This is a genomic window from Stenotrophomonas sp. KH_052 (assembly GCF_057838755.1).
Map to the genome: position 1 here is coordinate 1,615,219 of NZ_CM174475.1, position 24,868 is coordinate 1,640,086.

Genomic DNA, 24,868 nt, shown 5'->3' on the forward strand with positions numbered 1-24,868 from the left:
TTCTTCGTCTTGCGTGGAAGATGGCTAGAATACGTCTTTAAGGCAGGTGACGGCCAATGACCCCCAACCCGATCGCGCCGCTTGTCGGCATCGTCATGGGTTCCCGCTCCGACTGGGAAACCATGCAGCACGCCGCCCAGAAGCTTGAAGCCCTGGGTGTTCCGTTCGAAGTGAAGGTGGTGTCCGCGCATCGGACGCCGGATGTGTTGTTCAGTTACGCCGAGCAGGCGGGCCCGCGTGGCCTGCGCGCGATCATCGCCGGTGCCGGCGGGGCCGCGCACCTGCCGGGCATGATCGCGGCCAAGACCGCAGTGCCGGTGCTGGGCGTGCCGGTGCAGTCCAAGGCCCTCAACGGCATGGATTCGCTGCTGTCGATCGTGCAGATGCCGGCCGGCATCCCGGTCGCCACCTTCGCCATCGGCAATGCCGGCGCCTCCAACGCCGCGCTGTTCGCCGCGGCGATGCTGGCCAGCGACCAGCCGGTGATCGGCCAGGCGCTCGACGCTTTCCGTGCGCGCCAGACCGAAGACGTGATGGCCCACGACGATCCGCGCCAATGAGCCTGACCGTCGGCATCCTGGGCGGCGGCCAGCTCGCCCGCATGATGGTTCTGGCCGGTGCGCCGCTGGGGCTGAGATTCGAACTGTATGACCCGGCGGCCGACGCCTGCAGTGGCCCGCTGGCGCCGCTCACCGTCGGCGCTTTCGATGATCGCCAGGCGCTGGCGGATTTCGCCGCCAAGGTCGACGTGGTCACCTTCGATTTCGAGAACGTGCCTGCCGACAGCGCGCAGTTCCTGGCTGATCGCGTGCCGGTCTACCCGCCGCCGGCCGCACTGGCCGTGGCCCAGGACCGGCTGAGTGAGAAGACTCTGTTCCAGCAGCTGGGCATCCCGCTGCCGGCTTTCGCCGACATCCGCAGTCGTGACGAGCTGGCCGCGAAGGCCGCCGAGTTCGGCCTGCCGTGCATCCTCAAGACGCGCCGCCTCGGCTATGACGGCAAGGGCCAGTTCCGGCTGCGCAGCGAAGCCGACATCGACGCGGCATGGGATGCGCTGGGTGCCCAGGTTGAACGCACCGGCCTGATCCTGGAGGGCTTCGTCGCCTTCCAGCGCGAGGTCAGCGTGGTTGCCGTGCGTGGCCGCGATGGCAGCTTCGAGGCCTGGCCGGTCACTGGTAACTGGCATGTCGACGGCGTGCTGTCGGCCAGCGTGGCCCCGGCCGTGCTGTCGGCCGCCGAGCATGAGGCCGCGATCGGCTATGCCCGCCGCATTGCGGAGCACCTGCAGTATGTCGGTGTGTTCGCGCTGGAGCTGTTCTGCCGCGATGGCGAACTGCTGGCCAACGAGATGGCACCGCGCGTGCACAACTCCGGCCACTGGACCATCGAGGGCAGCGAGACGTCGCAGTTCGAGAACCACCTGCGTGCGGTGCTCGGCCTGCCGCTGGGCAGCACCCGCATGCTCGGCCATGCCTGCATGCTGAACTGGCTGGGGGCGATGCCCGACCCGCTGCCGGTGCTGGCCCAGGCCAGCGGCCACTGGCATGACTACGGCAAGGAAGCGCGCGATGGCCGCAAGGTTGGCCACGCCACCCTGCGCGACGATGATGCCGATGCGCTGGCCGATGCGCTGGAGCAGGTCGGCCTGGAGCTGGATCGCCAAGCCCAGGTGGCGCCGGCGGTACACGCGCTGCGCAGCCGCTGAGCCAGGTAGTGCCGGCCGCTGGCCGGCAATGCAACGGTGTGGCGCGCCGGTGCAGGCATCGGCGCAACACTCCCGGTGGTAGCGTGGAACTCCTTTCACTGGAGTCACCGCCATGCTCGACTGGAATGCCTACCGCAAGGAGTTGAAGGGCCGTATCGGCGAGATCGGCAAGCTTTCACCGGATACGGTCAAGGGCTACGCGACGCTGGCCAATGCCGGCGCGCAGACCAATCATCTCGATGCCAAGACCCGCGAGCTGATCGCGCTGGCGGTTGCGGTCACCACCCGCTGCGATGGCTGCATCACCGTACATGTGGATGCTGCGCTGAAGCACGGCGCCAGCCGCGAGGAAATCGCCGAAGCGCTGGGCGTGGCGGTGTCGCTCAATGCCGGTGCGGCGCTGGTCTATTCGGCGCGGGTGATGGATGCCGTGGCCGGGCACGAGAGCGCGTGAAGCTCCGTACTGTTTCCCGGTAGTGCCGGCCGCTGGCCGGCAGATCGGGCATGTTCGTGCGCGTATGGGGATGCCGGCCAGCGGCCGGCACTACCCCGTGGCGGAGCCGCTGCCTCAGCGCAGCTGGCTTTCGGCGAATTCCCAGTTGACCAGCTGCCAGAACGCGTCCAGATAACGCGCGCGGTCGTTCTGGTAGTCGGTGTAGTAGGCGTGTTCCCACACATCGCAGCACAGCAGTGGCGTACTCTCGCCGGTCAGCGGCGTGCCGGCATTGCGGGTGGCCTGGATGCCCAGCTGGCCGCCGGGATGCTGCACCAGCCACACCCAGCCTGAGCCGAACAGCCCCAGCGCGGTACGGTTGAACTCCTCGCGCAGGCGCTGCACGTCGCCAAACTGGCGCTTGACCAGTTCGCCCAGCCGGCCCTGTGGCTCGCCGCCGCCGCGTGGGCGCAGGCATTGCCAGTAGAAACCGTGGTTCCATGCCTGGGCCGCAGCGTCGAACAGCCGGCCCTGGGTGTGGCGGACGATCTCTTCCAGTGACGCTTCCTCCCACTCGGTGCCGAGGATCCCGGCATTGACCGCATCGACATAGGCGCGATGGTGGCGGCCGTGGTGCAGTTCCACGGTCTGCGCGGACAGGTGCGGCAGCAGGGAGCCGGAGAGGTAGGGCAGGGCAGGCAATTCGACGGGCATGGACGGGTTCGTGGCAAGGGGGCGGCGGCGGCCGGTTCCATCGGCTTACAATGGCGGCTACCTTGGGCAGTCTAGCCGACCATCGCGGTCGGTTTGTCCGGCGAAGCAAGGAGTGTGGTTGTGGCGGTAATGCAGCAAATCCAGGCCGAGGTCGATCGTTACCCGCTCGTCTTGTTCATGAAGGGCACCCCGCAATACCCGATGTGTGGCTTCTCCAGCCGCGCCGTACAGGCGTTGATGGCTGCCGGCGCCGTCACCCTGCGCACCGTCAACGTGCTGGAAGAGCCGGAAATCCGCGCCAATCTGCCGCGCTTCTCCAACCTGCCGACCTTCCCGCAGCTGTTCATCAATGGTGAGTTGATCGGCGGCTGCGACATTGTCATGGAACTGTTCGAAGCCGGCGAGCTCAAGCGCATCGTCGAAGAGGCGACCCAGGGATGAGCGCCTGGCCATCGACGTCACCGACGGACGGGGCGCTCGATGGCCGCCCGTTGCAGGACCGTGTGGTGCTGGTTGCCGGCGCTGGTGGCGGGTTGGGCAGTGCCGCAGCGGTCGCAGCGGCTGCCGCCGGGGCCACGGTGGTCCTGATGGGGCGCAAGCCGCGCCGGCTGGATCGCGTCTATGCGCAGGTCCAGGCCGCCGGCCCGGAGCCGCTGCTGTACCCGCTGGACCTTGAGGGGGCCGGCCCCGACGACTATGCCGAACTGGCCCAGGCCCTGCAGCGCGAGCTGGGCCGCCTGGACGGCCTGCTGGTCTGCGCCGCTCACTTTCCGGGGCTGACCCCGTTCGAGCTGGCCGATCCGGCCAGCTTCGCCCGCGCCGTCCACGTCACCCTGACCGCGCCGGCCTGGCTGGCCCAGGCCTGCCTGCCGCTGCTGCGGCAGCGTGAGGATTCGGCACTGGTATTCGCCGTCGATGCGCCGGAACGGGTCGGGCAGGCCTACTGGGGCGGCTACGGCGTGGCCCAGCACGGCCTGCGCGGCCTGATTGCCAGCCTGCACGACGAACTTGGCCGCAGCCCGGTGCGGGTCAGCGGCCTGTATCCCGGCCCGCTACGCACGGCGCTGCGTGCCCGGGCCTATTCCGTTGACCAGGATCCTGCTGCCCAGGGCCCGGAAGCGGCGGCGGCGGCGGCCGTGACCCTGCTGTCCAGCGCAGGGGGCGCGTGGCGCGGGCAGGTCCTTGACGCCAGTGGAATGAACCCGGTCGAGTAAGTCCCGGGGAAAGACGGAGTGAAGAACCCGTCACGATTGCGTTGCGATCCGGTGCCGTTTGTCGCACAACCGTCACATCCGTGGCGTAGCGTGTTAATCTAGTGTTAACCGTTTCGGCAGCTGCCGTTCACGGTAGGGAACCCCAGATAAATGTCCGAACAGCCGCCCGCAAGGCTGCTTGGATGCGCTTTTTTTCCGCCATCGCCAACTCGCATCGAGGCTACCGAAAAATGACTCACCCACTCCGGATGTCCAAGCTTACCCTTGGTCTCGTGGCTGCACTTGCTGCCGCTCCTGCCTTCGCCCAGAGCACCTCTGCCGGTGTCGGCGGCCAGGTCATGTCCGCTGCAGGCCAGCCTGTCGCCGGCGCTGAAGTCACCATCACCCACACCGAGTCGGGCACTGTTTCGCGTGCTACCACCGATGCGTCGGGTCGTTACAACGCGCGCGGCCTGCGCGTGGGTGGCCCGTACACCATCACCATCACCAAGTCCGGTGAAGGCACCAAGACCGAAGAAGGTGTCTTCCTGAACCTGAACCAGGTCAACACGATCAATGCCAACCTGGGCGGCGACCTGGCCGCTACCAATCTGGATGCCGTGAACGTCGTCGCCACCGCGGGTGGCCTGGACCTGTTCAGCGCCACCAAGATGGGCACCGGCACCAACGTCACCCGCGAGACGATGGACGCGCTGCCGTCGGCCAACCGAAACATCCAGGACTACATTCGCCTGGACCCGCGCATCTCGCAGGTCAGCAAGGCTGACGGCGCGATCTCGGCCGGTGGCCAGAACACCCGTTACAACGCCATCCGCATCGACGGCATCAGCGCCTCCGATCCGTTCGGCCTGGGCTCCAACAACCTGCCGACCGAGCGTCAGCCGGTGTCGATGGATGCCATCCAGGAAATCAACATCGACCTGGCCAACTACGACACCACCATCGCCGGTGGTACCGGTGCGGTGATCAATGCCGTGACCAAGTCGGGTACCAACGAATTCCACGGCACCGTGTACGGTTCGTACCGCGACAAGGACATGGTCCGTTCGCGCCTGGAAGGTGACCGTACGGACTTCAATGGCTTCAAGGACGAGAAGACCTATGGCATGACCTTGGGCGGCCCGATCGTCAAGGACAAGCTGTTCTTCTTCACCAACTACGAAAAGTACGAGCGCAGTGGCGGCGGCGTCAGCCTCGGCGATAGCCCGTACAACAAGGCCGGCGGCATCAGCGATGCCGATATCGCACGTGTCCAGAAGCGCATGTCGGACTTGGGTTATCCGGTCGGTGGCATCGGCGCGCTGGACAACAAGACCGAGATCGAAGAATACGCGGTCAAGCTGGACTGGAACATCAACGAGAACCACCGTGCAGCCCTGCGCTACAACAAGATGAAGCAGGACGTCGTCCGCTTCCCGCAGGTCAACAACAGCGCGATTTCGCTGAGCGACTTCTGGTACACGCAGCCGACCGAATACGAAACCTGGATGGGTGAACTGTTCAGTGACTGGTCCGAGAACTTCTCGACCGAGTTCAAGGTCTCGCACAAGGACTACTCGTCCAACCGCGTCGCTGCCTCGCACCTGCCGCAGATCCGCGTGCGCTTCGGCAACAACTCGCTGTACCTGGGTACCGAGCAGAACACCCATACCAATCTGGTTGAGTCGAAGGAGCTGAGCGCCTTCGGTGCTGGTACCTGGTACATCGGTGACCACACCGTCAAGTTCGGTTTTGATTACACCGACAACGACCTGATGAACTTCTACGGCCGCAACCTGTACGGCGCGTATGAGTTCGCCGACCTGGCTGCGTTTGAAGCCGGTACCCCGTCCGCCTACCAGGTGCGCGTCCCGCGCGCTGGCGGCAGCGTGGATGACATCCCGGCCAAGTTCCATCTGAAGAACACCGGCCTGTTCATCCAGGACACCTGGGCGATCAACTACAACCTGAGCCTGATGTTCGGTGTCCGTGTCGACATGCCGGACTTCAGCACGCAGCGTCTGTACAACCCGCGCATCGAGCAGCTGTATGGGTTCAACAATACCCAGCTGGTTGACAAGAAGCTCATCCAGCCGCGTGTTGGCTTCAACTACACCTTCGACAGCGATCGTCCGACCCAGCTGCGCGGCGGCGTGGGCCTGTTCGGTGGCGCTGCCCCGAACGTGTGGCTGGCGGGCGCTTACCAGAACACCGGCCTGAACTACTCCGAGTACAACCTGACCCGTAACCCGGGTGGTTTCAGCTTCGATGCGGACAATCCGTTCATTCCGAACCCGTCGCTGGCGTCGGCGCGCCAGAACGTCGACCTGATCGCCCCGGGCACCCGCCTGCCGTCGGTCTGGAAGGCCAACCTGGCCTTCGATCATGAGCTGCCCTGGTACGGCATCGTGGCCTCCGCCGAGCTGCTGGTCACCAAGGTCAAGGATGGTCTGTACTTCGATCGTCTGGACGTCATGACCCCGAACGCCAAGCGCTCGGTTGGTCAGGATGGTCGTGCGCTGTACTGGAACGACTACGGCATGAATGGCGCAAATGCTGGTCCCAACGGCATGCAGGCTGGCCAGAAGAACGGCCGCGCCTGTGCGGCCACCGATCTGACCTGCCCGGGTGACCGTGTCAACCGTCCGGGTGATATCGGTGATGTGATCCTGCTGCGCAACACCGACAAGGGGCGTGGCTCGCAGGCCACCTTCTCGCTGGCCAAGCCGCTGACGGAGAACTGGGGCTGGTCGCTGGGTTACACCTACACCCAGTCGAAGGAAGTGAGTCCGCTGACCAGCTCGCAGAACACCTCGAACTGGAACAATACGCTGAGCCTGAACGCGAACGACAATGTCGCGTACAACTCGCGTTACGCGATCAAGGACCGTATCACCGGTACCCTGGAGTGGAAGCACAACTTCTTCGGTGACAACGCCACCCGAGTTGGCCTGTTCTATGAAGGTCGTTCGGGCCGTCCGTACAGCTACGTCTACTACAACGACGTGAACGGCGATGGCGCGGGTACCAATGACCTGTTCTACGTGCCGAAGGGCCCGGGTGACGTGCTGTTCACCGGCGGCGCCGACATGGAGAAGAAGTTCTTCGACTGGCTGGCGCAGAATCCGGAGCTGGAGGCCTATCGTGGCAGCACGGTGCCGGCCAATGCGCACCGCGCCAAGTGGGTCAACAGCTTCGACGTTCGCATCAGCCAGGAATTCCCGGGCTTCGCGAAGACCCACAAGGGTGAGATTGCGCTGGACATCATGAATGTCGGCAACCTGCTCAACAAGAAGTGGGGCCTGATCGACGATTACGGCTTCTACGCCACTCGTCGCGTTGCCAACTACTCGGGTATCGACCCGGCTACCGGCAAGTACCTGTACAACTTCACCGGCCGTACCGACAACTCCTCGATCCAGGAAAACAACAACGACAAGGGCAACACCGCCGTGTCGCGCTGGTCGATGCAGCTGACCGTGAAGTACAAGTTCTGATCCGTCAGAGCCTGAAGCAGTAAGTGAAAACGGCCGGGGAAACCCGGCCGTTTTCCTGTGTGGTCGAAAGTCCTTGCAGGTCACCTGGCATCGGCGTAGCATCCAGAAATGTGCGCGGTGCCAACGCCGCCGATGCGGTCCCGGAAAGGCGAACGCGGGAAGCACACATCCAACGGTCGGGCTTCCCGGCCGTTTTGCTTTTTAAGGGGGCGGCAGTACAGTCGGAAACCTTGAAGGAAGCGAAAAATTGGACATGACCACGAACGAAAAATCAGCCCGCGCACTGCCGGTGCAGGACGCGCGGATCTACCCGCGCGGTGGGCTGGATGTGCTGTCGCGGGCCGAAGTGGCTCGCCTGCGCGATGCATCTGCGGGCGGCATGCACGAGCTGCTGCGCCGATGCGCGCTGGCCGTGCTGACCAGCGGCAGTGCCTCTGACGATCCGCGCGCGGCGCGCGATCTGTATCCCGATTTCGACATCCAGGTGGCGCAGCAGGATCGCGGCGTGCGTATCGACCTGGTCAATGCGCCGGCAATGGCCTTTGTCGACGGCGAGATCATCCGCGGTGTCGCCGAACTGCTGTTCGCGGTGGTGCGAGACCTGGCCTACATGGCCATCGAGATGGGCCCGGCCTACGCGGCCGAGCTGGAGTCGTCCGAGGGCATCACCAACGCGGTGTTCGGCCTGCTGCGCAACGCACGCATCCTCAACCCGGGCGACCCGAATCTGGTCGTGTGCTGGGGCGGCCACTCGATCTCACGCGACGAATACCTGTACACCAAGCAGGTGGGTTACGAGCTGGGCCTGCGCGGCCTGGACATCTGCACCGGCTGCGGCCCGGGCGCGATGAAGGGCCCGATGAAGGGCGCCACCATTGCCCACGCCAAGCAGCGCCGTACCGTGACGCGTTACATCGGCCTGACCGAGCCGGGCATCATTGCCGCCGAGTCGCCAAACCCGATCGTCAACCACCTGGTGATCATGCCGGACATCGAGAAGCGCCTGGAGGCCTTCGTCCGCATCGGCCACGGCATCATCGTGTTCGCCGGTGGCGTCGGCACCGCCGAGGAGATCCTGTACCTGCTCGGCATCCTGCTGCGCGAGGAAAACAAGGACCTGCCGTTCCCGCTGATCCTGACCGGCCCGACCGTGGCGGCGCCGTACTTTGAGCAGATCGACCGCTTCATCCGGCTGACTCTGGGCGATGCGGCCGCCGAGCGCTACGAGATCGTCATCGGTGACCCGGTGGCGGTAGCCAAGAAGATGGCCAACGGCATCAAGCGTGTGCGCGAACACCGCCTGGCGCAGAAGGACTCGTTCTTCTTCAACTGGTCGATCGAGATTCCGTGGGAATACCAGCAGCCGTTCGTGCCGACCCACGAGGCGATGGCCGCGCTGGACCTGCACCACGGGCGTGCGCCGCACGCGCTGGCGGCCGACCTGCGCCGGGCGTTCTCGGGCATCGTGGCCGGCAACGTGAAGGAAGACGGCATGCGCCGCATCGAGCAGTTCGGGCCGTTCCAGATCCATGGCGATACGGACATGATGCAGGCCCTGGATAGGCTGCTGCGTGCCTTCGTCGAGCAGCGCCGGATGAAGATCTCCGGCGAATACCAGCCCTGCTACCAGGTGCTGGCCTGATCGGCCCGGGGTCGGATCCCATCGGGCTCCGACCCCCGCCACGGGCGGCCGACAGGGCAGGGCCTGTCAACCCTTTGACGCCGGTCACCCCGGATTGACCGTTCATCCTGCCGCCGCTTGCCGGTGGCAGGGCGATGGCCCATCGTGGCCATCAACACGCTGGGGAGCGTCCAATGTCTTTGCGCCGGCAAAACGGCTTCACATTGATTGAGTTGATGGTCACGCTGACCGTCTTCGTGATCCTGGCGTCGATCGCCTATCCCAGTTTCCGCGGCATGATCCGCTCGAACCGCCTGGCGACCGCCAACAATGAACTGATTGCGCTGACCGGCCTGGCGAGAAGCGAAGGCATCCGCAACAGCCGGGGTGGTGGCGTCTGTGGCAGTACCGATGGCACCGGTTGCGATGGCGAGTGGTCCAAGGGCGTCCTGGCATGGTCGGATCTCGATGGAGATGGCCAGTTGGGGAGCAGTGACACCGTGTTGCGGTTTTCGCAGGGCAACCCTCAGTTGAGCGTGGTGGGGCCTGCGGGCGCGACCATCGCGTTCGACGGTCGCGGCCGGCGCAGGGCGGCTGCGGACCAGACGCTGGTGCTGTCGCCGGACACCTGCAAGACCGGTGAGCCCAAGAGTACGTTGACGATCAACCAGTCCGGCCAGGTCCGGGCGACCAAGGGGACCTGCTCATGAGCCGACGCAACCTTGCCCGCCCGCGTTCCTCGCAGGGCGGTTTCAGCCTGATCGAGGTGATGGTGGCCGTGCTGATCCTTGCCTTCGGACTGCTGGGCTTCGCCTTGCTGCAGACCACCAATGTCCGCTTCGTGCAGAGTGCGAACTACCGTACCCAGGCCACCAATCTGGCCAATGACCTGATCGAACTGATGCGCGCCCAGCGCACCGATACCCTGGCTGGAGGTGCTTACTCCGCCGCTTCGTTCTCGGCCGGCTCGGTGACCGCAAAGGGCGCCTGCGCCTGGCCGACCGGCGCCGCAGTGACGCCGAAGACCAACGTGGCCCGCTGGCAGTGCGAGGTCGTCAAAACGCTTGGCGAAAAGGCCAGTGCGGAGGTGAAGTTCACCCAGAGCACCGGTCAGGTCAGTGTCGCGATCACCTGGGGAGACCAGCGCTGGGACCCCGAGAATCCCGACAGCCTCACCACCTTTGGCTTGACCACTTTCCTGTGAACGTGCCCATGAGTCCGTCTTCGCGAATCCGCGGCCTGTCGCTGATCGAACTGATGATCGCCATGGTCATCGGCCTGGTGTTGATGCTGGGCATCACCCAGATATTCATTGCGTCCCGCGCGGCGTCGCGCCTGTCCGAGGGCGCTGCCCGCACCCAGGAGAATGCCCGCTTCGCGTTGGATTTCCTGCAGCGCGACCTGCGCATGGCCGGCCATTTCGGTTGCGTGAACGACCAGGCACATGTGATCAAGAACACGGGCGATGTCCGCTACAACCTGGGAATCGCTTCCGGCAGCGGTGATCCTCTGGACTTCTCTGTACCGGTACAGGGCTATGAAGCTGCCGGCACCGCGCCGACCAACACCCTGACCCTGGGTCGGGCATGGAGTGCCGCAGGCTCGGTGCCCAAAAGCATCACCGATCTGAAGCCGAAGCCGCTGCCCGGCAGCGACATTCTCGTGCTGCGGCTGCTGAGCCCGGAGGGAGCCGTGCTTGCATCGGCAAGCGTGGACGGTACCGCCACCACGTTGACCGTATCCAGCGACGGCATGGCGCGTCTCAAGGCCAATGCCGCGGGTACTCCCACCGTATTCGCGCTTGCAGACTGCACCCGTGCCGACGTGTTCTCGGGCGCCATCACTGGTTCTACGGTAAAGGTCGACAAGGTCGACCTCACGGGTTACTCGGTCAACAACGCGATGACCATGCTGTACCGCGCCGATGGCCTGGTGTACTACATCGCGACCAACGGCAACAACGAGCCATCGCTGTTCCGGGCACGTGCCAATGGCGCGGGTGGTTACGGTGCCGGCGAGGAGCTGGTGGAGGGCATCGAGAACATGCAGGTCCTGTACGGCCTGGATGCGACGACCGACATCGCTCTGGCTACGCCGCCCACCGGGCGCATCGTCGATCAACGTGTAGCCAGCAGTGTCAGTACCGCTACCGATGCGACGGCAACTGCCGCGTGGCGGCGCGTCGGCATGGTGCAGGTCGGTCTGCTGGCCAGGAGCCCGCAGCGCGCTTCGGCCGAAGCACCGGGTACGGCCGACAACTATCTGGGCGTGCTCGGGGTGACCATCGCGCCGGGCGATCCCTATGATCAGCGTCATCGCGGGGCCTATGAAGTCTCCGTTGCGCTTCGCAACCGCCTGTTCGGGAACTGACGACCATGCGTCCAATCACTCGCTTTCCGCGTCGTTCCTTCTCTGGTCCTGCCCGCCAGCGTGGTGCGGTGCTGTATATCTCGCTGATCCTGTTGATTCTGCTGGCCCTGCTGGGAGTGATAGGCATGCAGGTGGCAGGCATGCAGGAGCGCATGGCATCGGGCTACCGCGCTGGCAGCCTGGCGTTCCAGAACGCCGAGGGTGCAGCGCGCAGTGTCGAGAATGCAGTGGAAAACATCGCCAACCGGAAGGATGCCGGGGACAACCCAGCGGTGTCGGCCTCTGACATTAGCCAGCAGTGCGACGATGGATTCGATCCGTCCGGGTGGGTAGCGAAGACCAAGCTGGGCAGCAAGCCTGCCGTCAATGTCCGTGAAATCCAGGGGTGCATCCAGGGGGAAGGTGCTCTGGACATGGGCAGGTCGGTGGAGAAGCCAACGCCGGTTTACCAGATCACCACCTATGCCGGTGACACAACCGGTGATGCGACGTCGCGTGCGGCGATCGATACCGTATTCAAGCTGTGAGGGTGGGGAACCCATGAAAACGCGCAATCGCAGAATCCTGGCAGGCATCGGCCTTGCTGTTCTGGCCGCTGGTGGCTATCTGGCGCATACCCTGTTTGCCGCCCAGGCTCAGGGTGTGCTGGCACAGGAGCCGATGAACGTGCAGACGCGTGCGACGCCGGCCTTCATCATGGCGGTGGATGATTCAGGTTCGATGAACTTCGAACGCATGTTCCCAGGTGGTGACGGGCGCATGCGCTGGAACAGCAATACGAGTAGCTTCTTCAACAACGATGGAAGCTTCTTCAGCGTTGGCTCGGCATGCGCCAACAACTCGGTAGACTGCTACCTCTACCTCTACCCACATGCGGATTTCAACAAGGAGTACAGCCCAGGGCGCGCCATTCCGCCGCTGGATATCTACGGCTTTGCTCGTTCGCATATCTATAACGCCAGCTATTTCAATCCGGGTGTGACCTATAGGCCGTGGACGAACGCCGATGGCACGCTATGGGCCGACGCGACGATCACCCAGACCCGCGCCGATCCGCGTTCCGGGCAGCGCGGCTACAACGCCGTCTACAACATGACGGTCAATCGCGCTGATACTTCCGAGAAGTTCCAGTTCGTCAACGGCATGCGGATTCCCGACCTTAGTGGTACTGGCAATGAGTACTATGTCGACAGCTGGTGGGACGGTGGATGGAAGACTGCTGGGATCAGCAACACCGGCAACACCACTTATGCGATCAACTATTTCCCGGCCACGTTCTACCTGCCTGCTGCCGCGGATGCACCCGCCGGATACAAGACCGATGACACCAATCGTCCGGTGATCAGCGGTGCCTGTGGCCCGGGCTGCAACATGCGCCGCTACCAGATCAAGTCGGGCAATTACACAAGCCCGGCGGCCTACAACGCGGCAATCCAGAATTTCGCCAACTGGTTCCAGTATCACCGCAACCGTGTGCTGGCCATTGTCGGCTCCTCGACCGCCGCGCTGGTGAGCGTGGATACGATGCGCGTGGGTTACTTCACCATCAACAAGCTCAGCAACGCGACCATGTACGACATGGTTACCAACCGAGCTGACCTGTACAAGCAGATCTACGCCCTGACCGCCAATGGCGGCACGCCCAACCGGCGCGCAGTGGAGTACCTGGTCGACCAGTTCCGGCGGACCGATACCGACGCGCCTGTGCAGCTGGCCTGCCAGCGAAATGGCGGCATGCTGTTCACCGACGGCTATACCAACTCCGGCAATGCGCCGAATGGGTCCTTCGGTGACGCTGACTCGGTGAACTCGACCCATTTGCCATCCATTCCTTTCGCCGATGGCTACAGCAACACCATTGCCGACATCGCGGCGGCCGCCTATGCCGGTGCCCGTACGCCACTTCGCACCGGGACCAGCTTCCCGGCCGGTCAGGTGCCGGTGAGTGACAAGTGCAACACATTGGACAAGGGCAGTCCGGACTGGAAGCGTCTGGACTGCCAGACCGATCTGCACATGAACTTCTATGGCGTGACCCTCGGTGCGCAGGGACGCATCTACGGTGTCAACCAGTCCGCAACCGAGGACCCGTACAAGAACGCGCCAAACTGGGCCGGCAACGGCAATCCGCTGGATGTCGATGACGGTACCGTCATCGATGAGCTGTGGCATGCCGCTGTCAACACCCGCGGTGAGTTCATCAACGCGCAGACGCCGGCTGATGTGACCGAGGCCATGCGACGCGTGCTGTCCTCGATCACCGGTGGTGCATCGCCGTCGGGCACGATCGGTATCAGTGGCGCGCGCATCGGCGCAGGCTCGCTGGCGGTCACGCCCCGCTATGACATCACCAACAGTGGCACTGACTGGTCGAGCAAGCTGAGCGCTGCCAGCGTCAAGATTAACGCGGATCAGGTGGCGGAGTTCACCGAGGTATGGGAGGCCTCCAGTCGTCTTTCCCCGTCTGGACGGCGGATTGTGGCAAACAAGGCCGGTGCGCCGGTGGACTTCAACAGTGCCCGGATCAGCCTGCAGGATCTGTGCAGCAAGCCCAGCGGCAAGTACGCATCGATGCTGGTCTGTTCGACGGACAAGCTGACGACGATCAAGGCCGATCTTGCCAGTGCCATCAACTATCTCAGTGCGGACAGTTCAACCGAGGTCCGCAACGGCGGCAAGTACCGTGACCGGACAACACCGCTGGGCGACATCGTCAATTCGGCGCCGGTGGTGAGTTCGCCGCTGGACGACTTTGGTTACCGCCAGCTGGGCGGGACCTTGGCCAAGAGCTACACCGACTACCTTGCTGCCAAAGCCAAATCGCGCCGGTACATGGTCTATGTCGGCGCCAACGACGGCATGCTGCACGCCTTCGACGGCGGCATGGGGGCCGATGCCAAGCAGGACGGTGCCGGTGGCAGCGAGAGTTTTGCCTACATTCCGGCCACGGCGCTTGGTCACATGGCCAACCTGCTGTTTCCCTACAAGTCCGATACGTCTGACCAGACCTTCCGTCATCGTTATTACGTCGATGGCCCGGTTGCCGTATCCGACACCTTCAATGGCACTTCCTGGCAGACCAGTCTGGTTGGCACCACCGGTGCGGGTGGTCGCTCGGTATTCGCGCTGGATGTGAGTGCGCCGGGCAGCTTCGGCACCGGCAACGTGCTTTGGGAAATCAGTGACATCAATTCTTCGCTGAAGGACGAGGTGCGCAACAGCATCGGATTCGTGCTTGGCAAGCCAGTGATCGTGCCTGTGAAGAGCGGAACGGGTGTGGCGTGGAAGGCGATCTTCGGCAACGGCTATGGCAGCGCCAACGGAAAGGCTGTGTTGTTCGTGGTCGACATGGCCAGTGGCGACATCCGGATGATCGAGGCTGTGGAAGGTGCCACCGGCTCCACCGTGTCCGGTGATAACGGCCTGGGCAACGTGGTCGTGGTCGATCGCTGGACGGGTGCGGGTCAGGATGTACGTGGTCGTGACGGATTGGCGGACACGGTCTATGCGGCGGACCAGCGCGGTGCCTTGTGGAAGTTCGACCTGACCAGCAGTGCCAACACCACGCTGACCGTGCCGGTGTTCACCAGCCAGCTCAGCCAGGATTCCTCTGGCAAGAGCTATCGGCAGCCGATCACAGGTGGTATGACTGCTGCAACCGGTCCGTCGGGCGGGGTGATGCTCTACTTCGGTACCGGCAGCTTCTCGTTCACCAGTGACAAGGATGACAAGGCGCAGCAGGCGCTGTATGCGGTCAACGACCTGTCCGGCAAGAGTGTGACCTCGACGCTGACCGCTGCCAATCTGGTTCCCTACACAGCAGCGGCGCCGGCCGCGAACAGCGATGAGCGCAAGATCAGTGCAGGAACGGCCCCGGCCAGTGCGAGAGGCTGGATGATCCAGTTGCCGGCCGGCAACGGTGAGCGTGTTGTCGGCAATCCACTGCTGGTCAGCGGCATCGTCTTCATGCCGACCTACGTGCCCAACATGCAGTCGGTCGGCTGTTCGACCAGTGGCTCGAACTGGCTGTTCGGACTGTCCTCGATCAGCGGTGCGCCAATGCTGGAGAACGTACGCTATGGATCACCGACCGGTAGCCGGCCTGCTTCCGGTACGGCAGCCATTGCATTGAAGACGGGAGGCACTGCGCCAGTGCGTGATGTCTCCTTGTCGGTGCTGCCGCGTCCGACGGACAAGTCCCCACCTGGCGGCAGTTCGTGCTGGATGGCCGCCGGTGCCGCCGGCAGCCAGTCGCTGTATCTGCCTTATCCCTGCGGTCGCCAATCCTGGCGCCAGCTCCAATGATTCCGATGCAAGGAACCCATCACATGCTTGCTGTCTCCTCGCCTCGTCGTGCGGCTGGCTTCACGCTGATCGAGCTGATGATCGTGGTGATCGTCATCGGCATCCTGGCGGCAATCGCAATTCCGTCCTATCAGAACTACGTGAGGCGATCGCATCGCGCGGTGGTGAAGGCGGACCTGGCCGAGTATGCGCAGCGTGCCGAGCGCTACCACTCAAGCAACAATTCCTATTCCGGATTCGCGCTGCCGAGCAAGGTCTCGCCACGCGAAGGCGGAACGGCCCGCTACAACCTGGCGTACAAGGGGGACGGTACAACCTTCACCATCACCGCCACGCCACAGGGCACGCAGACCAAGGACAGCTGCGGCAAGCTGAGCCTGGACCAGGCCAACCGCAAGACGGCTGAAGCGACCCTTTCGGACTGTTGGTGAATCGGGTGTTGATCTTCCGGTAAACGGTCAGTACAATGCGCCTCCCCGCCCGAATAGCTCAGCCGGTTAGAGCACTTGACTGTTAATCAGGGGGTCGTTGGTTCGAGTCCAACTTCGGGCGCCAGATACTGCAAAAGCCGCGAGAAATCGCGGCTTTTGCTTTTTTCGCGCATGTTCAGCAAGGCATGCCGCGGTCCACGCGTTCACTGCGTGTGCGCCCGCCGTTGTTGACCACCAGCTTGCCATGCAGCTGGCTGCCGGCGCAGATGCGCAGGGTGAGATTGGCGCCGGGGCTGCGCCCGTCGGCCTGGAAGAACAGCTGCGGGCGGCCACTGCTGGCCTGGGCCAGGATCAGGACATCGGAACGCCCGCGCTGGTGCGTCAGTACCACGTCGGATGATGACGGCGGTCCTCGCCGGGTGCCGCTGCGGTAGACGATCCAGCCGGTGCTCCAGTCGCTGGTGCAGTGCAGTCCATCATCGCTGGCGCACACGCCGATCAGCTCCCGCCGCTTCAGGGCTTCGCTGCGGGCACTGGAAAGACCCGCATGCAGGCTCAACTGCAGGGCATCTGCGCGCTGCCGCAGCAGCAGGGACTGCAGGGAGGGCCAGCCGGCCGCCAGCAGCACGGCCAGCACCGCCACGACCGCCAGCAGCTCGACCAGGTGCATGCCACGCGATCCGTGGGTGCAGGGGGGGGAGGGCGCGCTCATGTGCTCAGCGTCCCCGCCCGACACTGGGTGCGCCATCGGGCATTGCCGTCCCGGAGCGCCGGATAACCCCTCAGCCGGCCGTCACCCCTTGCCTCGTATACTTACCTTTCCCGTGAACTGGCCCCCTCATGAGCGACCGTTTTGAACTCGTCTCGCCGTACTCGCCGGCGGGCGACCAGCCTGATGCCATCGCGAAGCTGACCAGCAACTTCGAAGCGGGCATCGCCAAGCAGACCCTGCTTGGCGTGACCGGCTCGGGCAAGACCTACACCATCGCCAACGTCATCCAGAACGTGCAGAAGCCGACGCTGATCATGGCGCCGAACAAGACGCTGGCGGCGCAGTTGTATGGCGAGTTCAAGGCGTTCTTCCCGCACAACGCGGTGGAGTATTTCGTCAGCTATTACGATTACTACCAGCCGGAAGCCTACGTGCCATCGTCGGACACCTTCATCGAGAAGGACAGTTCGATCAATGAGCACATCGAGCAGATGCGACTGGCCGCGACCAAGACCCTGCTGTCGCGCCCGGACGCGATCGTGGTGGCGACGGTGTCGGCGATCTACGGCCTGGGCGCGCCGGAAGATTACCTGTCGCTGCGGCTGATCCTTTCCAAGGGCGAGCGCATCGACCAGCGCGACCTGATCAATCACCTCACCCAGCTGCAGTACACGCGCAACGAATACGAACTGCAGCGCGGTACGTTCCGCGTGCGCGGCGAGGTGATCGACGTGTTCCCGGCCGAGTCGGACAGCGAAGCGCTGCGCATCGAACTGTTCGATGGCGAGGTCGAGAAGATCACCCTGTTCGATCCGCTGACCGGTGAGACGATGCGCAACCTGATGCGCTTCACGGTCTACCCGAAGACCCACTATGCAACCACGCGCGAACGCGTGCTGGCAGCAGTGGAAACCATCAAGGTCGAGCTGAAGGAGCGGCTTGAGCAGCTGTATGCGCAGAACAAGCTGGTCGAAGCGCAGCGCCTGGCCCAGCGCACCCAGTTCGACATCGAGATGATGGCCGAGGTCGGGTTCTGCAACGGCATCGAGAACTACTCCCGCCACCTGACCGGCAAGAACGCCGGTGAACCGCCGCCGACCCTGTTCGATTACCTGCCGCCCGATGCGCTGCTGGTGATCGACGAGTCGCACGTGACCATTCCGCAGATCGGTGCCATGTTCAAGGGCGACCGTTCACGCAAAGAGACGCTGGTGGAGTTCGGATTCCGCCTGCCGTCGGCGCTGGACAACCGTCCGCTGCGCTTCGAGGAATGGGAAGAGCGCTGCCCACGCAGCATCTACGTGTCGGCGACGCCGGGGCCGTACGAGTATCGCGAGGCGGGCGAGGAGATCACCGAACTGGTGGTGCGACCGACCGGCCTGATCGATCCGGTGGTGGAGATCCGCCCGGTCGGTACCCAGGTCGATGACCTGATGAGCGAGGCCAACGAGCGCATCAAGGCGGGTGATCGCGTGCTGGTCACCACATTGACCAAGCGCATGGCCGAGAACCTCACCGAGTACCTCACCGAGCATGGCATCCGCGTGCGCTACCTGCACTCGGATGTGGACACCGTCGAGCGCGTGGAAATCATCCGCGACCTGCGTCTGGGCAAGTTCGATGTGCTGGTGGGCATCAATCTGCTGCGCGAAGGCCTGGACATGCCCGAGGTGTCACTGGTGGCGATCCTGGACGCGGACAAGGAGGGCTTCCTGCGCTCCACCGGCTCGTTGATCCAGACCATCGGTCGCGCCGCGCGCAATGTGCGTGGCAAGGCGATCCTGTACGCCGACAAGATCACCCGTTCGATGCAGGCGGCGATCGACGAGACCGACCGTCGCCGTGCAAAGCAGGTGGAGTACAACGAGGAGCACGGCATCGTGCCGCGCTCGGTGGCGCGCCCGATCGTCGATGTGCTGGAAGGTGCGAGGTCGGATGCGGCCGAGAAGGAAGCCAAGAAGGGCAAAGGCAAGGGCAGGGCCGGGGTGGCCGAGGAAGCGGCCGACTATCGTTCGCTCAGTCCGGCCCAGTTGGCGGCCCGGCTCAAGGCGCTGGAGCAGAAGATGTACCTGCATGCCAAGGACCTGGAATTCGAGGATGCCGCACGTGTCCGCGACCAGATCCGGCAGCTGAAGGAGGCCAGCCTCGGCTGAACGCGGCAGTGCAGCATCATCTTCACAAAAGTGTTGCGCTTCACGGCCGCCATCCGTAATATACGCGGCCTGCACCGACGCATTCGCGGAAATGCAGAAGCAATACGGGCGGTTAGCTCAGCGGTAGAGCACTACCTTGACATGGTAGGGGTCACAGGTTCGAACCCTGTACCGCCCACCACGAAGCCTTCGCAGGAGGGCTGTCGTGAACTGGAAAGCCCGGCCCTGGCGCCGGGTTTTTACGTAGCAGGGCCAGCCTTCGGGCGGCAAGAACAAGATGGGCGGTTAGCTCAGCGGTAGAGCACTACCTTGACATGGTAGGGGTCACAGGTTCGAACCCTGTACCGCCCACCACCTGGCTCCCGGCACTGCCGGTGCAGCGGTGGATCACGATGAAAGCCGGCCCTGTGGTCGGCTTTTTTCGTTCCTGGTGGCTTTCGGTGGATCAGTGCCGTGTGACCAGATCGTCGATGCTGACCATCCGCTGCAGCTTCCAGTGGCCGTCCACCCGTTCCCAGAGCTGCGCAACGTGCGCCGAGCCCGCTTGCGAGTGCGGGCCGCCAGCCGGATCGGGCAGGGGGCGCTGGTTGCCCAGGCGCAGTACGCGATCCTGGCGCAGGTGATACAGCTGCATGGTCGGCGCTTCGGTACCCCGGCGCGGCGCCGATGGCGTTGCCACGCGCTCGGCCTCGGCCTGCAGGATCTGGCCACGCAGGGCGGAATCCCCGGTGTCGGCATCGCTAACGAACAGGCCAGCGCACAACAGCAGCAGGGCAAGCATCGGCATGGCACGGTGCTCCGGAGAAGGGAGTCCAGCGTGTCACTGCCAACTGCCGTGTGAAACCGGTATGCGACGAAAGCCGGTAAAGCGCGTGCCAATGCGGCCCGGAGAGGATGAAACGTGGGGGCAAAAGTGCCGGGCCGCCCTTGAGGCGGCCCGGCGTTGTGGCCAATGCGGGTTGGCCGTCACATCCACGCTCGGTGGACGGGAGTCCGGTCTGTCGACTCTGCCGTTGTCAGGGCACCTGGCAGCAGACGCGACCACCACTCCAGCGGCCGTTGCCGCCGTACTGGCAACCTGGCGTGTACTCGCAGCCGGGAGCGAATCCCGTCTTGGCCGGAGCCGCGAAGGCTTGGGCACCACCGAAGGAGAGCGCGGCCACGATGGCGACGCCACCCATCCATGCATACAGCTTCTTTCCGATCATAGGTATCTCCGGGAGTCGGCGTGGAAGTGGATTACAGCGGATCGCAGCACAGTACCTGGCCATGCTTGCCCGAGCTGCCGAACGGGCACTGCGGATGCGGTTCGCAGCCCGGCGCGAAACCGGTCTTGGCCGGAGTGGCGAAGGCCTGGGCAGCGCCGAATGAGAGCGCGGCGACAACGACGATACCAGCGACGGACGAAAGCACTTTCTTTCCGATCATGTGTATCTCCTTGGGTTGGCAGTGTGGTGTTGCAGTTGCCGAAGGCACCGGGGTGCCGGTTGTGGCGCGAATGCATGGGCCGAGCGCAGCAGCGCGGAGGTGCGCCCTCGCTCAGGGCAGGGTGACGTCAGGTGTCAGCGCCTTGATGGCGGCCTTTACGGTGTTTTCGTCGAGTTGGCCGACATGCTTGTATGCAACGCTGCCGTCTGCAGCGAGCACCATCAGCATGGGCGTAACGGTGATGCCGTAGCGCTTGGCAGCGTCCCCCTCACTGTCGATGGCGATCGGGAAGCGCATCGAATGCTTGCCGGCGTAGTCGGCCAGTGCCTCGTAAGGCGGCAGGCCCACACCAACCAGTTCGCTGGGCCCGCGTGCCGCATCAATTGACTGCAGCTGCGGCATCGAAGCCAGGCAGTAACGGCAGGCGGTGGAAAAGAAGTAGAGGATCTGCGGCAACGCACGCGTGCCGCCGATGTCGACATGGGCCCGCTGGGTGGTCTTCAGCGCCAATGGCTCGGGGCGGGCGCCGATCGCTGCGCCGTGTGCTTCAACCCGCATGTTCTGCAACTGCGCCGCCATGTCATCGTTGATCTGGCGCAGCTGGCGGTTCTGCCAGCCCAGCACGAGAATCAGCGCGGACAGCAGCAGGGCAACAACAGGGAACAGGACGCGCTTGAGCATCGATCATCCTTGAACGCAGCGTTGGATCGAACATACCCGATCTGGCGCGCGGATTGTTAAGCAATCGTTCCTTGAATGCCCGGCGATGCCGTGGCTGTACTACAGTGGCGCGTGCGCAGCCATGCGCTGGCACTTTCCATCCAACACCAGGAGCCTTCAGCGATGAGCGAGCACGTCCCGGTTTCCAGACCCAATCCGTTTTTCGAACTGCTGTTCGGCGGCAACATGCTGGAGGGCACCTTCAAGGCGGTGATCTGGGTGGCCCTGCTGGCGGCGGTATTGGCCTGGACCACCTTCCGCTGAGTGGAGCCCGCACGGCGCGGCACGGGTGCACGTACCGGCGTTGAACGCCAACGATCAGGCGCTGAAGGCCTGCCGCAGGCTGCGCAGCGTCGCCTGGCGATGCTCCTTGGCGGTCGCTTCGCCCATTTCCAGTTCCTGCAGGCGCAGCCCGACCAGGGTCATCGACAGCGCGTAGCCGCGTGCCGCGTCGGCCACGCGGGACAGGCCCAGCGCCCGTCGTGCCAGCGCGTTCACGTGCTCAAGGTCGGGCATGAGGACGAGGTAGGCGCGCTCGGCGCTGTCCAGGTCGGGCGCACGCAGGATCGCGTGCGCTTCGGTGGTGGGGGAGACGGAGGCCATGTGGGGTGTCCTTGTCCGTAACGGGCGCTCGATCAGAACGAGCGCATCAGGGAAACGAAGGCCGACGTCTGTGTTCCGCGCCGCGCCATCGGGCTGTCCTTCACTGCATCGCCGAACCATTGGTTGGCGACCACGCCGGTCGCACGCCACTTCGTGCCCAGGGGCGTGCTGACCGCGATCTGCAGACTGGGCGACGTCGCACTACCCGCGTTGTAGGCGGCAAGCCCCGAGCGCACCGCTTCTTCGTCGCTGATGCCGTAGTAGTAATCGAGCAGGCGTGCACTGGAATGCACCACACCCACCCGGGGCACCCAGGTGAAGCGTCCGGCCTGGATCGGGTAGCTGTAATGCAGGCGCGATTCAATGCCGCCGCCATGGCCGGTGACCTCGCGCATCACGCTGGCTTCGACGATGCCCCAGTCCGCGCTGTACTCGCCGTTGAGTCCGGCCATGGCCGACATCTGCCGGCTGTGCAGGCGGCGCAGCTGCGGATCGTTCACGTCGTCGGTCTTGAAGCGCAGCGTGTACGGGGTGACCGCAGCCGACAGGCGCAGGCCCTGGCCCTTGTACAGGTACATGCCCAGCGAGCCGGGGCTGGCGAAGAAGCGCTGGCCCTGCCAGGCAATGGACGGTACGACCAGCGGCTTGACGTCATAGTGGGCGTACGCACCAGAGGTCGCCCCCGCGCTGATACCGGCCTGCACGCCCGGGTTCTGCTCGGCGGCGTACGCTGCCAGCGGCAGGCCGATGGCGGCGGAGAACAGCAACGGGCGCAGCAGGTTCGGGGACAGCGACGGCATCGATCAACCACTTTGCGGGGGATGGCTGCGCATGGTGAGGGCTCAACATTGTCAGAACATTGCGCCTGTGCAATCGGCAGCCCGGAGGGGAAAAAGCCGACGGCAGGCACTATGATCTGCACCGTTTCCGCAACCGAGCCGCTGATGCGCATCCTCCTGGTCGAAGACGATCCCGATCTGTCCCGTGCCCTCCAATCGGGCCTGGAGCGGCAGGGCGTGGTCGCCGACGTGGTCGGCAGCCTGGCCGAGGCGGCGATCGCGTTGCGTGAGCCGGTGCACCAGCTGATGCTGCTCGACCGGCAGCTGCCCGATGGCGATGGCGCAGGTTTCGTCGCCACCGCGCGTTCGCTACGGCCGAATCTGGCGGTGATCATGCTGACCGCCAAGGGCACGTTGTCGGACAAGGTTGAAGGGCTCGATGTCGGCGCCGATGACTACCTGGTCAAGCCGGTGGCAATCGAGGAGCTGATGGCGCGCATCCGCGCGGTGTCGCGGCGGCCGTCGGCGATGGTGACGCCGAGCCTGCGTCTGGGCCGGCTGGAATTCGACTTCGAATCGCTGCAGGCGCAGGTGGAGGGCCAGCCGCTGGCGTTGCCACGGCGCCAGGTGCTGGTGCTGCAGGCATTGGCGATGCGGCAGGGGCGGACCGTCACCCGCAGCGCGCTGGAGGCGGCGGTGTACGGGTTCGATGATGAGATCCAGTCCAATGCGCTCGACGCGCATATCTCCAAGCTGCGCAAGGCACTGCAGCAGGCCGGGGCGGGCGTGGAGATCCATGTGATCCGCGGTGTCGGCTACCTGCTGGCGGAGGCCTGAGATGGCACGTCCGATCCGTTCCATCACCCTGGGCCTGGCCTGGCGCCTGTTCCTCGCGCAGGCCTTCACCGTGCTGTTCGCGGTGGTCGCGCTGATCCTGACCTGGGGCGACAAGGACACATGGGGCATGGACATGTTCATGGCCGAGGCGGTTGCCAAGGCGGTGCACAGCGAGGGCAGCCATTTGGTCCTGGACGAAGCACGCTGGCGCAGGCTGGACGCGGAGGCAGGGGGCAACCTGTGGTTCGCGGCCGTCGATGACAAGGGCGTATGGCTGGAGCGCGGCACCATCCCTGCGATCCACGCACCGCTGCTGGCGCGTCTGCCGACGCTGGGTGCCACCGAACTCGGCTCGCTGGTGCCACCCTACCTGGACGTGGCGCGGGTGATGATCCGCAACGAAGATGGTCGCCGTATCACGGTGATGGTCGGTGGCGCGCCGAAGGGTGGTCTGCTGGACGGCGCACTGATGGTGCTGCGCCTGATCGGCCTGTGGTTCTTCCTGCCGTTGATCGTGGTCACGTTGCTGGTGATGCCGACGGTGATCCATCGCGCGATGCGCGGCGTGCGCCGCTCCGCGCAGCAGGCCAAGGAGCTGGATATCGGCCAACCGGGTGCACGACTGGATGCACAGCTGGTGTCGACCGAGGTCGCACCGCTGGTGGAAGCTTTCAACGATGCCATCGACAAGGTGCAGCAGGGCTATGCTGCGCGCGACAAGTTCCTCGCCGACGCCGCGCACGAACTGCGCGTGCCGATCGCAGTGGTGCAGGCGCGCTTGTCGCAGCTGCCACAGGGCGAGTTGAAGTCGCAGCTGCTGACCGACGTGGCCCGCCTTGGCAACGTCGCCGAGCATCTGCTCGACCTGCAGCGGCTTGACCGCAATGTCGGCGCACTGCAGCGGCTGGACCTGGCGCTGCTGGTGCGCGAAGCGGCCGCGGATCTTGCGCCGTTGGTCGTCGGCGCTGGATATGGCTTTGAAGTGGATGCACCGGAAGTGCCGGTGTGGATCCACGGCGACAGCCTGGCGCTGGGGCGGGTGATCGCCAACCTGGTGCACAACGCCATCGTCCACGGCGGTGGGCGCGGCACCATCTGCGTACGGCTGGACGCGCGCGGCCTGCTGGAAGTCAGTGACCAGGGTGCAGGCATTCCGGTCGGTGACCGCGAGGCGATCTTCGAGCCGTTCCATCGGCTGCGTGCGGCCGGCAGTGGTAGTGGCCTGGGCCTGCATCTGGCCAAGGAAATCGTGCAGCACCATGGTGGGTCGGTCAGCGTGGGTGAAGCGATCGGCGGCGGCGCCAGTTTCCGGGTCAATTTCCATCGCGGTAGCGTCCGCCGCTGACGCCAATACGGGTTGAAGCCCG

The 24,868-nt window shown here is 64.6% G+C and carries 25 protein-coding genes and 3 tRNA genes; 20 read left to right on the forward strand and 8 right to left on the reverse strand.

Annotated features, from left to right (window positions below):
• Window positions 1-56 precede the first annotated feature (56 nt).
• The 3 genes from purE to AC3ITW_RS07405 all read left to right on the forward strand — a co-directional run bounded on the left by purE (window position 57) and on the right by AC3ITW_RS07405 (window position 2,159).
• The gene (gene purE, locus AC3ITW_RS07395; protein WP_004152080.1) at window positions 57-560 is read left to right on the forward strand and encodes a 5-(carboxyamino)imidazole ribonucleotide mutase; all 504 of its coding nucleotides are present in this window, start codon (window positions 57-59) and stop codon (window positions 558-560) included.
• On the forward strand, window positions 557-1,705 hold the full coding sequence (locus AC3ITW_RS07400; RefSeq protein WP_100468119.1) for a 5-(carboxyamino)imidazole ribonucleotide synthase: 1,149 nt from the start codon (window positions 557-559) through the stop codon (window positions 1,703-1,705). The genes purE and AC3ITW_RS07400 overlap by 4 nt, the downstream gene beginning before the upstream one ends.
• Window positions 1,706-1,817: 112 nt before the next feature.
• Window positions 1,818-2,159, forward strand: a complete 342-nt coding sequence (locus AC3ITW_RS07405; RefSeq protein ID WP_489390189.1) for a carboxymuconolactone decarboxylase family protein — start codon at window positions 1,818-1,820, stop codon at window positions 2,157-2,159.
• 114 nt (window positions 2,160-2,273) lie between these two features.
• Here AC3ITW_RS07405 and AC3ITW_RS07410 read toward each other — a convergent pair whose 3' ends face one another.
• The gene (locus AC3ITW_RS07410; RefSeq protein ID WP_012510600.1) at window positions 2,274-2,852 is read right to left on the reverse strand and encodes a superoxide dismutase; all 579 of its coding nucleotides are present in this window, start codon (window positions 2,850-2,852) and stop codon (window positions 2,274-2,276) included.
• A gap of 120 nt (window positions 2,853-2,972) precedes the next feature.
• On the opposite strand from AC3ITW_RS07410, the gene grxD reads away from it, so the two are divergent.
• The 11 genes from grxD to AC3ITW_RS07465 all read left to right on the forward strand — a co-directional run bounded on the left by grxD (window position 2,973) and on the right by AC3ITW_RS07465 (window position 16,393).
• Window positions 2,973-3,293 carry a Grx4 family monothiol glutaredoxin gene (gene grxD / locus AC3ITW_RS07415; protein ID WP_004152129.1) on the forward strand — a complete coding sequence of 107 codons (321 nt, stop codon included), beginning with the start codon at window positions 2,973-2,975 and terminating at the stop codon, window positions 3,291-3,293.
• Window positions 3,290-4,066 carry an SDR family NAD(P)-dependent oxidoreductase gene (locus tag AC3ITW_RS07420; protein ID WP_004152130.1) on the forward strand — a complete coding sequence of 259 codons (777 nt, stop codon included), beginning with the start codon at window positions 3,290-3,292 and terminating at the stop codon, window positions 4,064-4,066. The genes grxD and AC3ITW_RS07420 overlap by 4 nt, the downstream gene beginning before the upstream one ends.
• Window positions 4,067-4,296: 230 nt before the next feature.
• Window positions 4,297-7,542 (forward strand): TonB-dependent receptor, encoded by a 3,246-nt coding sequence (locus tag AC3ITW_RS07425; RefSeq protein ID WP_012510601.1) that lies wholly within the window; start codon window positions 4,297-4,299, stop codon window positions 7,540-7,542.
• Between the two features lie 253 nt (window positions 7,543-7,795).
• Window positions 7,796-9,184: a nucleotide 5'-monophosphate nucleosidase PpnN gene (ppnN, locus tag AC3ITW_RS07430; RefSeq protein ID WP_100468123.1), complete on the forward strand. Its 1,389-nt coding sequence runs from the start codon at window positions 7,796-7,798 to the stop codon at window positions 9,182-9,184.
• 173 nt (window positions 9,185-9,357) lie between these two features.
• On the forward strand, window positions 9,358-9,873 hold the full coding sequence (locus tag AC3ITW_RS07435) for a GspH/FimT family pseudopilin (RefSeq protein WP_004152181.1): 516 nt from the start codon (window positions 9,358-9,360) through the stop codon (window positions 9,871-9,873).
• Window positions 9,870-10,367 carry a type IV pilus modification protein PilV gene (gene pilV / locus AC3ITW_RS07440; protein ID WP_004152182.1) on the forward strand — a complete coding sequence of 166 codons (498 nt, stop codon included), beginning with the start codon at window positions 9,870-9,872 and terminating at the stop codon, window positions 10,365-10,367. Before AC3ITW_RS07435 ends, pilV begins: the two co-directional genes overlap by 4 nt.
• A gap of 8 nt (window positions 10,368-10,375) precedes the next feature.
• Entirely contained in the window at window positions 10,376-11,533 is a 1,158-nt protein-coding gene (locus tag AC3ITW_RS07445; protein WP_004152183.1) for a PilW family protein, read from the forward strand.
• A 5-nt stretch (window positions 11,534-11,538) separates the two neighbouring features.
• Window positions 11,539-12,060 carry a pilus assembly PilX family protein gene (locus tag AC3ITW_RS07450; RefSeq protein WP_004152184.1) on the forward strand — a complete coding sequence of 174 codons (522 nt, stop codon included), beginning with the start codon at window positions 11,539-11,541 and terminating at the stop codon, window positions 12,058-12,060.
• 13 nt (window positions 12,061-12,073) lie between these two features.
• A complete protein-coding gene (locus AC3ITW_RS07455) occupies window positions 12,074-15,838 on the forward strand; it encodes a pilus assembly protein (protein WP_004152185.1) in 3,765 nt (1,254 codons plus the stop codon).
• A 23-nt stretch (window positions 15,839-15,861) separates the two neighbouring features.
• Complete coding sequence (locus AC3ITW_RS07460; RefSeq protein ID WP_004152186.1) at window positions 15,862-16,269, forward strand: type IV pilin protein; 408 nt, start codon at window positions 15,862-15,864, stop codon at window positions 16,267-16,269.
• Between the two features lie 47 nt (window positions 16,270-16,316).
• Window positions 16,317-16,393 (forward strand) — tRNA-Asn (locus AC3ITW_RS07465).
• 51 nt (window positions 16,394-16,444) lie between these two features.
• Here AC3ITW_RS07465 and AC3ITW_RS07470 read toward each other — a convergent pair.
• Window positions 16,445-16,939 (reverse strand): GspH/FimT family protein, encoded by a 495-nt coding sequence (locus AC3ITW_RS07470; RefSeq protein WP_100434384.1) that lies wholly within the window; start codon window positions 16,937-16,939, stop codon window positions 16,445-16,447.
• 170 nt (window positions 16,940-17,109) lie between these two features.
• Between AC3ITW_RS07470 and uvrB the strand changes: the two genes are divergently transcribed.
• The 3 genes from uvrB to AC3ITW_RS07485 all read left to right on the forward strand — a co-directional run bounded on the left by uvrB (window position 17,110) and on the right by AC3ITW_RS07485 (window position 19,488).
• On the forward strand, window positions 17,110-19,134 hold the full coding sequence (gene uvrB / locus AC3ITW_RS07475) for an excinuclease ABC subunit UvrB (protein WP_489390190.1): 2,025 nt from the start codon (window positions 17,110-17,112) through the stop codon (window positions 19,132-19,134).
• A gap of 106 nt (window positions 19,135-19,240) precedes the next feature.
• A tRNA-Val gene (locus AC3ITW_RS07480) sits at window positions 19,241-19,315 on the forward strand.
• A gap of 98 nt (window positions 19,316-19,413) precedes the next feature.
• Window positions 19,414-19,488 (forward strand) — tRNA-Val (locus AC3ITW_RS07485).
• 91 nt (window positions 19,489-19,579) lie between these two features.
• Here the strand turns inward: AC3ITW_RS07485 and AC3ITW_RS07490 are convergent.
• The 4 genes from AC3ITW_RS07490 to AC3ITW_RS07505 all read right to left on the reverse strand — a co-directional run bounded on the left by AC3ITW_RS07490 (window position 19,580) and on the right by AC3ITW_RS07505 (window position 21,243).
• Window positions 19,580-19,921: a hypothetical protein gene (locus AC3ITW_RS07490; protein ID WP_489390191.1), complete on the reverse strand. Its 342-nt coding sequence runs from the start codon at window positions 19,919-19,921 to the stop codon at window positions 19,580-19,582.
• A 229-nt stretch (window positions 19,922-20,150) separates the two neighbouring features.
• Complete coding sequence (locus tag AC3ITW_RS07495; protein ID WP_012510605.1) at window positions 20,151-20,342, reverse strand: hypothetical protein; 192 nt, start codon at window positions 20,340-20,342, stop codon at window positions 20,151-20,153.
• 31 nt (window positions 20,343-20,373) lie between these two features.
• Window positions 20,374-20,562: a hypothetical protein gene (locus AC3ITW_RS07500; protein WP_012510606.1), complete on the reverse strand. Its 189-nt coding sequence runs from the start codon at window positions 20,560-20,562 to the stop codon at window positions 20,374-20,376.
• Window positions 20,563-20,673: 111 nt separating this feature from the next.
• Window positions 20,674-21,243 carry a TlpA family protein disulfide reductase gene (locus AC3ITW_RS07505; RefSeq protein WP_004152238.1) on the reverse strand — a complete coding sequence of 190 codons (570 nt, stop codon included), beginning with the start codon at window positions 21,241-21,243 and terminating at the stop codon, window positions 20,674-20,676.
• 162 nt (window positions 21,244-21,405) lie between these two features.
• Between AC3ITW_RS07505 and AC3ITW_RS07510 the strand changes: the two genes are divergently transcribed.
• A complete protein-coding gene (locus tag AC3ITW_RS07510; RefSeq protein WP_004152240.1) occupies window positions 21,406-21,546 on the forward strand; it encodes a hypothetical protein in 141 nt (46 codons plus the stop codon).
• A 54-nt stretch (window positions 21,547-21,600) separates the two neighbouring features.
• Here the strand turns inward: AC3ITW_RS07510 and AC3ITW_RS07515 are convergent, their stop codons facing one another.
• Window positions 21,601-21,885, reverse strand: coding sequence for a hypothetical protein (locus AC3ITW_RS07515; RefSeq protein WP_004152241.1), 285 nt, complete (start codon window positions 21,883-21,885; stop codon window positions 21,601-21,603).
• Between the two features lie 32 nt (window positions 21,886-21,917).
• Window positions 21,918-22,685 (reverse strand): MipA/OmpV family protein, encoded by a 768-nt coding sequence (locus AC3ITW_RS07520; RefSeq protein ID WP_489390192.1) that lies wholly within the window; start codon window positions 22,683-22,685, stop codon window positions 21,918-21,920.
• A 144-nt stretch (window positions 22,686-22,829) separates the two neighbouring features.
• Here AC3ITW_RS07520 and AC3ITW_RS07525 point away from each other — a divergent pair, with 144 nt between their 5' ends.
• Window positions 22,830-23,501 carry a response regulator transcription factor gene (locus tag AC3ITW_RS07525; RefSeq protein ID WP_485617811.1) on the forward strand — a complete coding sequence of 224 codons (672 nt, stop codon included), beginning with the start codon at window positions 22,830-22,832 and terminating at the stop codon, window positions 23,499-23,501.
• A 1-nt stretch (window position 23,502) separates the two neighbouring features.
• Complete coding sequence (locus AC3ITW_RS07530) at window positions 23,503-24,846, forward strand: sensor histidine kinase (RefSeq protein ID WP_004152244.1); 1,344 nt, start codon at window positions 23,503-23,505, stop codon at window positions 24,844-24,846.
• Window positions 24,847-24,868 lie beyond the last annotated feature (22 nt).

Coding starts and splice junctions, on each gene's coding strand:
- purE (WP_004152080.1), top strand. CDS start 57: ATGACCCCCAACCCGATCGCGCCGCTTGTCGGCATCGTCATGGGTTCC.
- AC3ITW_RS07400 (WP_100468119.1), top strand. CDS start 557: ATGAGCCTGACCGTCGGCATCCTGGGCGGCGGCCAGCTCGCCCGCATG.
- AC3ITW_RS07405 (WP_489390189.1), top strand. CDS start 1,818: ATGCTCGACTGGAATGCCTACCGCAAGGAGTTGAAGGGCCGTATCGGC.
- AC3ITW_RS07410 (WP_012510600.1), bottom strand. CDS start 2,852: ATGCCCGTCGAATTGCCTGCCCTGCCCTACCTCTCCGGCTCCCTGCTG.
- AC3ITW_RS07420 (WP_004152130.1), top strand. CDS start 3,290: ATGAGCGCCTGGCCATCGACGTCACCGACGGACGGGGCGCTCGATGGC.
- AC3ITW_RS07425 (WP_012510601.1), top strand. CDS start 4,297: ATGACTCACCCACTCCGGATGTCCAAGCTTACCCTTGGTCTCGTGGCT.
- ppnN (WP_100468123.1), top strand. CDS start 7,796: ATGACCACGAACGAAAAATCAGCCCGCGCACTGCCGGTGCAGGACGCG.
- AC3ITW_RS07435 (WP_004152181.1), top strand. CDS start 9,358: ATGTCTTTGCGCCGGCAAAACGGCTTCACATTGATTGAGTTGATGGTC.
- pilV (WP_004152182.1), top strand. CDS start 9,870: ATGAGCCGACGCAACCTTGCCCGCCCGCGTTCCTCGCAGGGCGGTTTC.
- AC3ITW_RS07445 (WP_004152183.1), top strand. CDS start 10,376: ATGAGTCCGTCTTCGCGAATCCGCGGCCTGTCGCTGATCGAACTGATG.
- AC3ITW_RS07450 (WP_004152184.1), top strand. CDS start 11,539: ATGCGTCCAATCACTCGCTTTCCGCGTCGTTCCTTCTCTGGTCCTGCC.
- AC3ITW_RS07455 (WP_004152185.1), top strand. CDS start 12,074: ATGAAAACGCGCAATCGCAGAATCCTGGCAGGCATCGGCCTTGCTGTT.
- AC3ITW_RS07460 (WP_004152186.1), top strand. CDS start 15,862: ATGCTTGCTGTCTCCTCGCCTCGTCGTGCGGCTGGCTTCACGCTGATC.
- AC3ITW_RS07470 (WP_100434384.1), bottom strand. CDS start 16,939: ATGCACCTGGTCGAGCTGCTGGCGGTCGTGGCGGTGCTGGCCGTGCTG.
- uvrB (WP_489390190.1), top strand. CDS start 17,110: ATGAGCGACCGTTTTGAACTCGTCTCGCCGTACTCGCCGGCGGGCGAC.
- AC3ITW_RS07490 (WP_489390191.1), bottom strand. CDS start 19,921: ATGCCGATGCTTGCCCTGCTGCTGTTGTGCGCTGGCCTGTTCGTTAGC.
- AC3ITW_RS07495 (WP_012510605.1), bottom strand. CDS start 20,342: ATGATCGGAAAGAAGCTGTATGCATGGATGGGTGGCGTCGCCATCGTG.
- AC3ITW_RS07500 (WP_012510606.1), bottom strand. CDS start 20,562: ATGATCGGAAAGAAAGTGCTTTCGTCCGTCGCTGGTATCGTCGTTGTC.
- AC3ITW_RS07505 (WP_004152238.1), bottom strand. CDS start 21,243: ATGCTCAAGCGCGTCCTGTTCCCTGTTGTTGCCCTGCTGCTGTCCGCG.
- AC3ITW_RS07510 (WP_004152240.1), top strand. CDS start 21,406: ATGAGCGAGCACGTCCCGGTTTCCAGACCCAATCCGTTTTTCGAACTG.
- AC3ITW_RS07515 (WP_004152241.1), bottom strand. CDS start 21,885: ATGGCCTCCGTCTCCCCCACCACCGAAGCGCACGCGATCCTGCGTGCG.
- AC3ITW_RS07520 (WP_489390192.1), bottom strand. CDS start 22,685: ATGCCGTCGCTGTCCCCGAACCTGCTGCGCCCGTTGCTGTTCTCCGCC.
- AC3ITW_RS07525 (WP_485617811.1), top strand. CDS start 22,830: ATGCGCATCCTCCTGGTCGAAGACGATCCCGATCTGTCCCGTGCCCTC.
- AC3ITW_RS07530 (WP_004152244.1), top strand. CDS start 23,503: ATGGCACGTCCGATCCGTTCCATCACCCTGGGCCTGGCCTGGCGCCTG.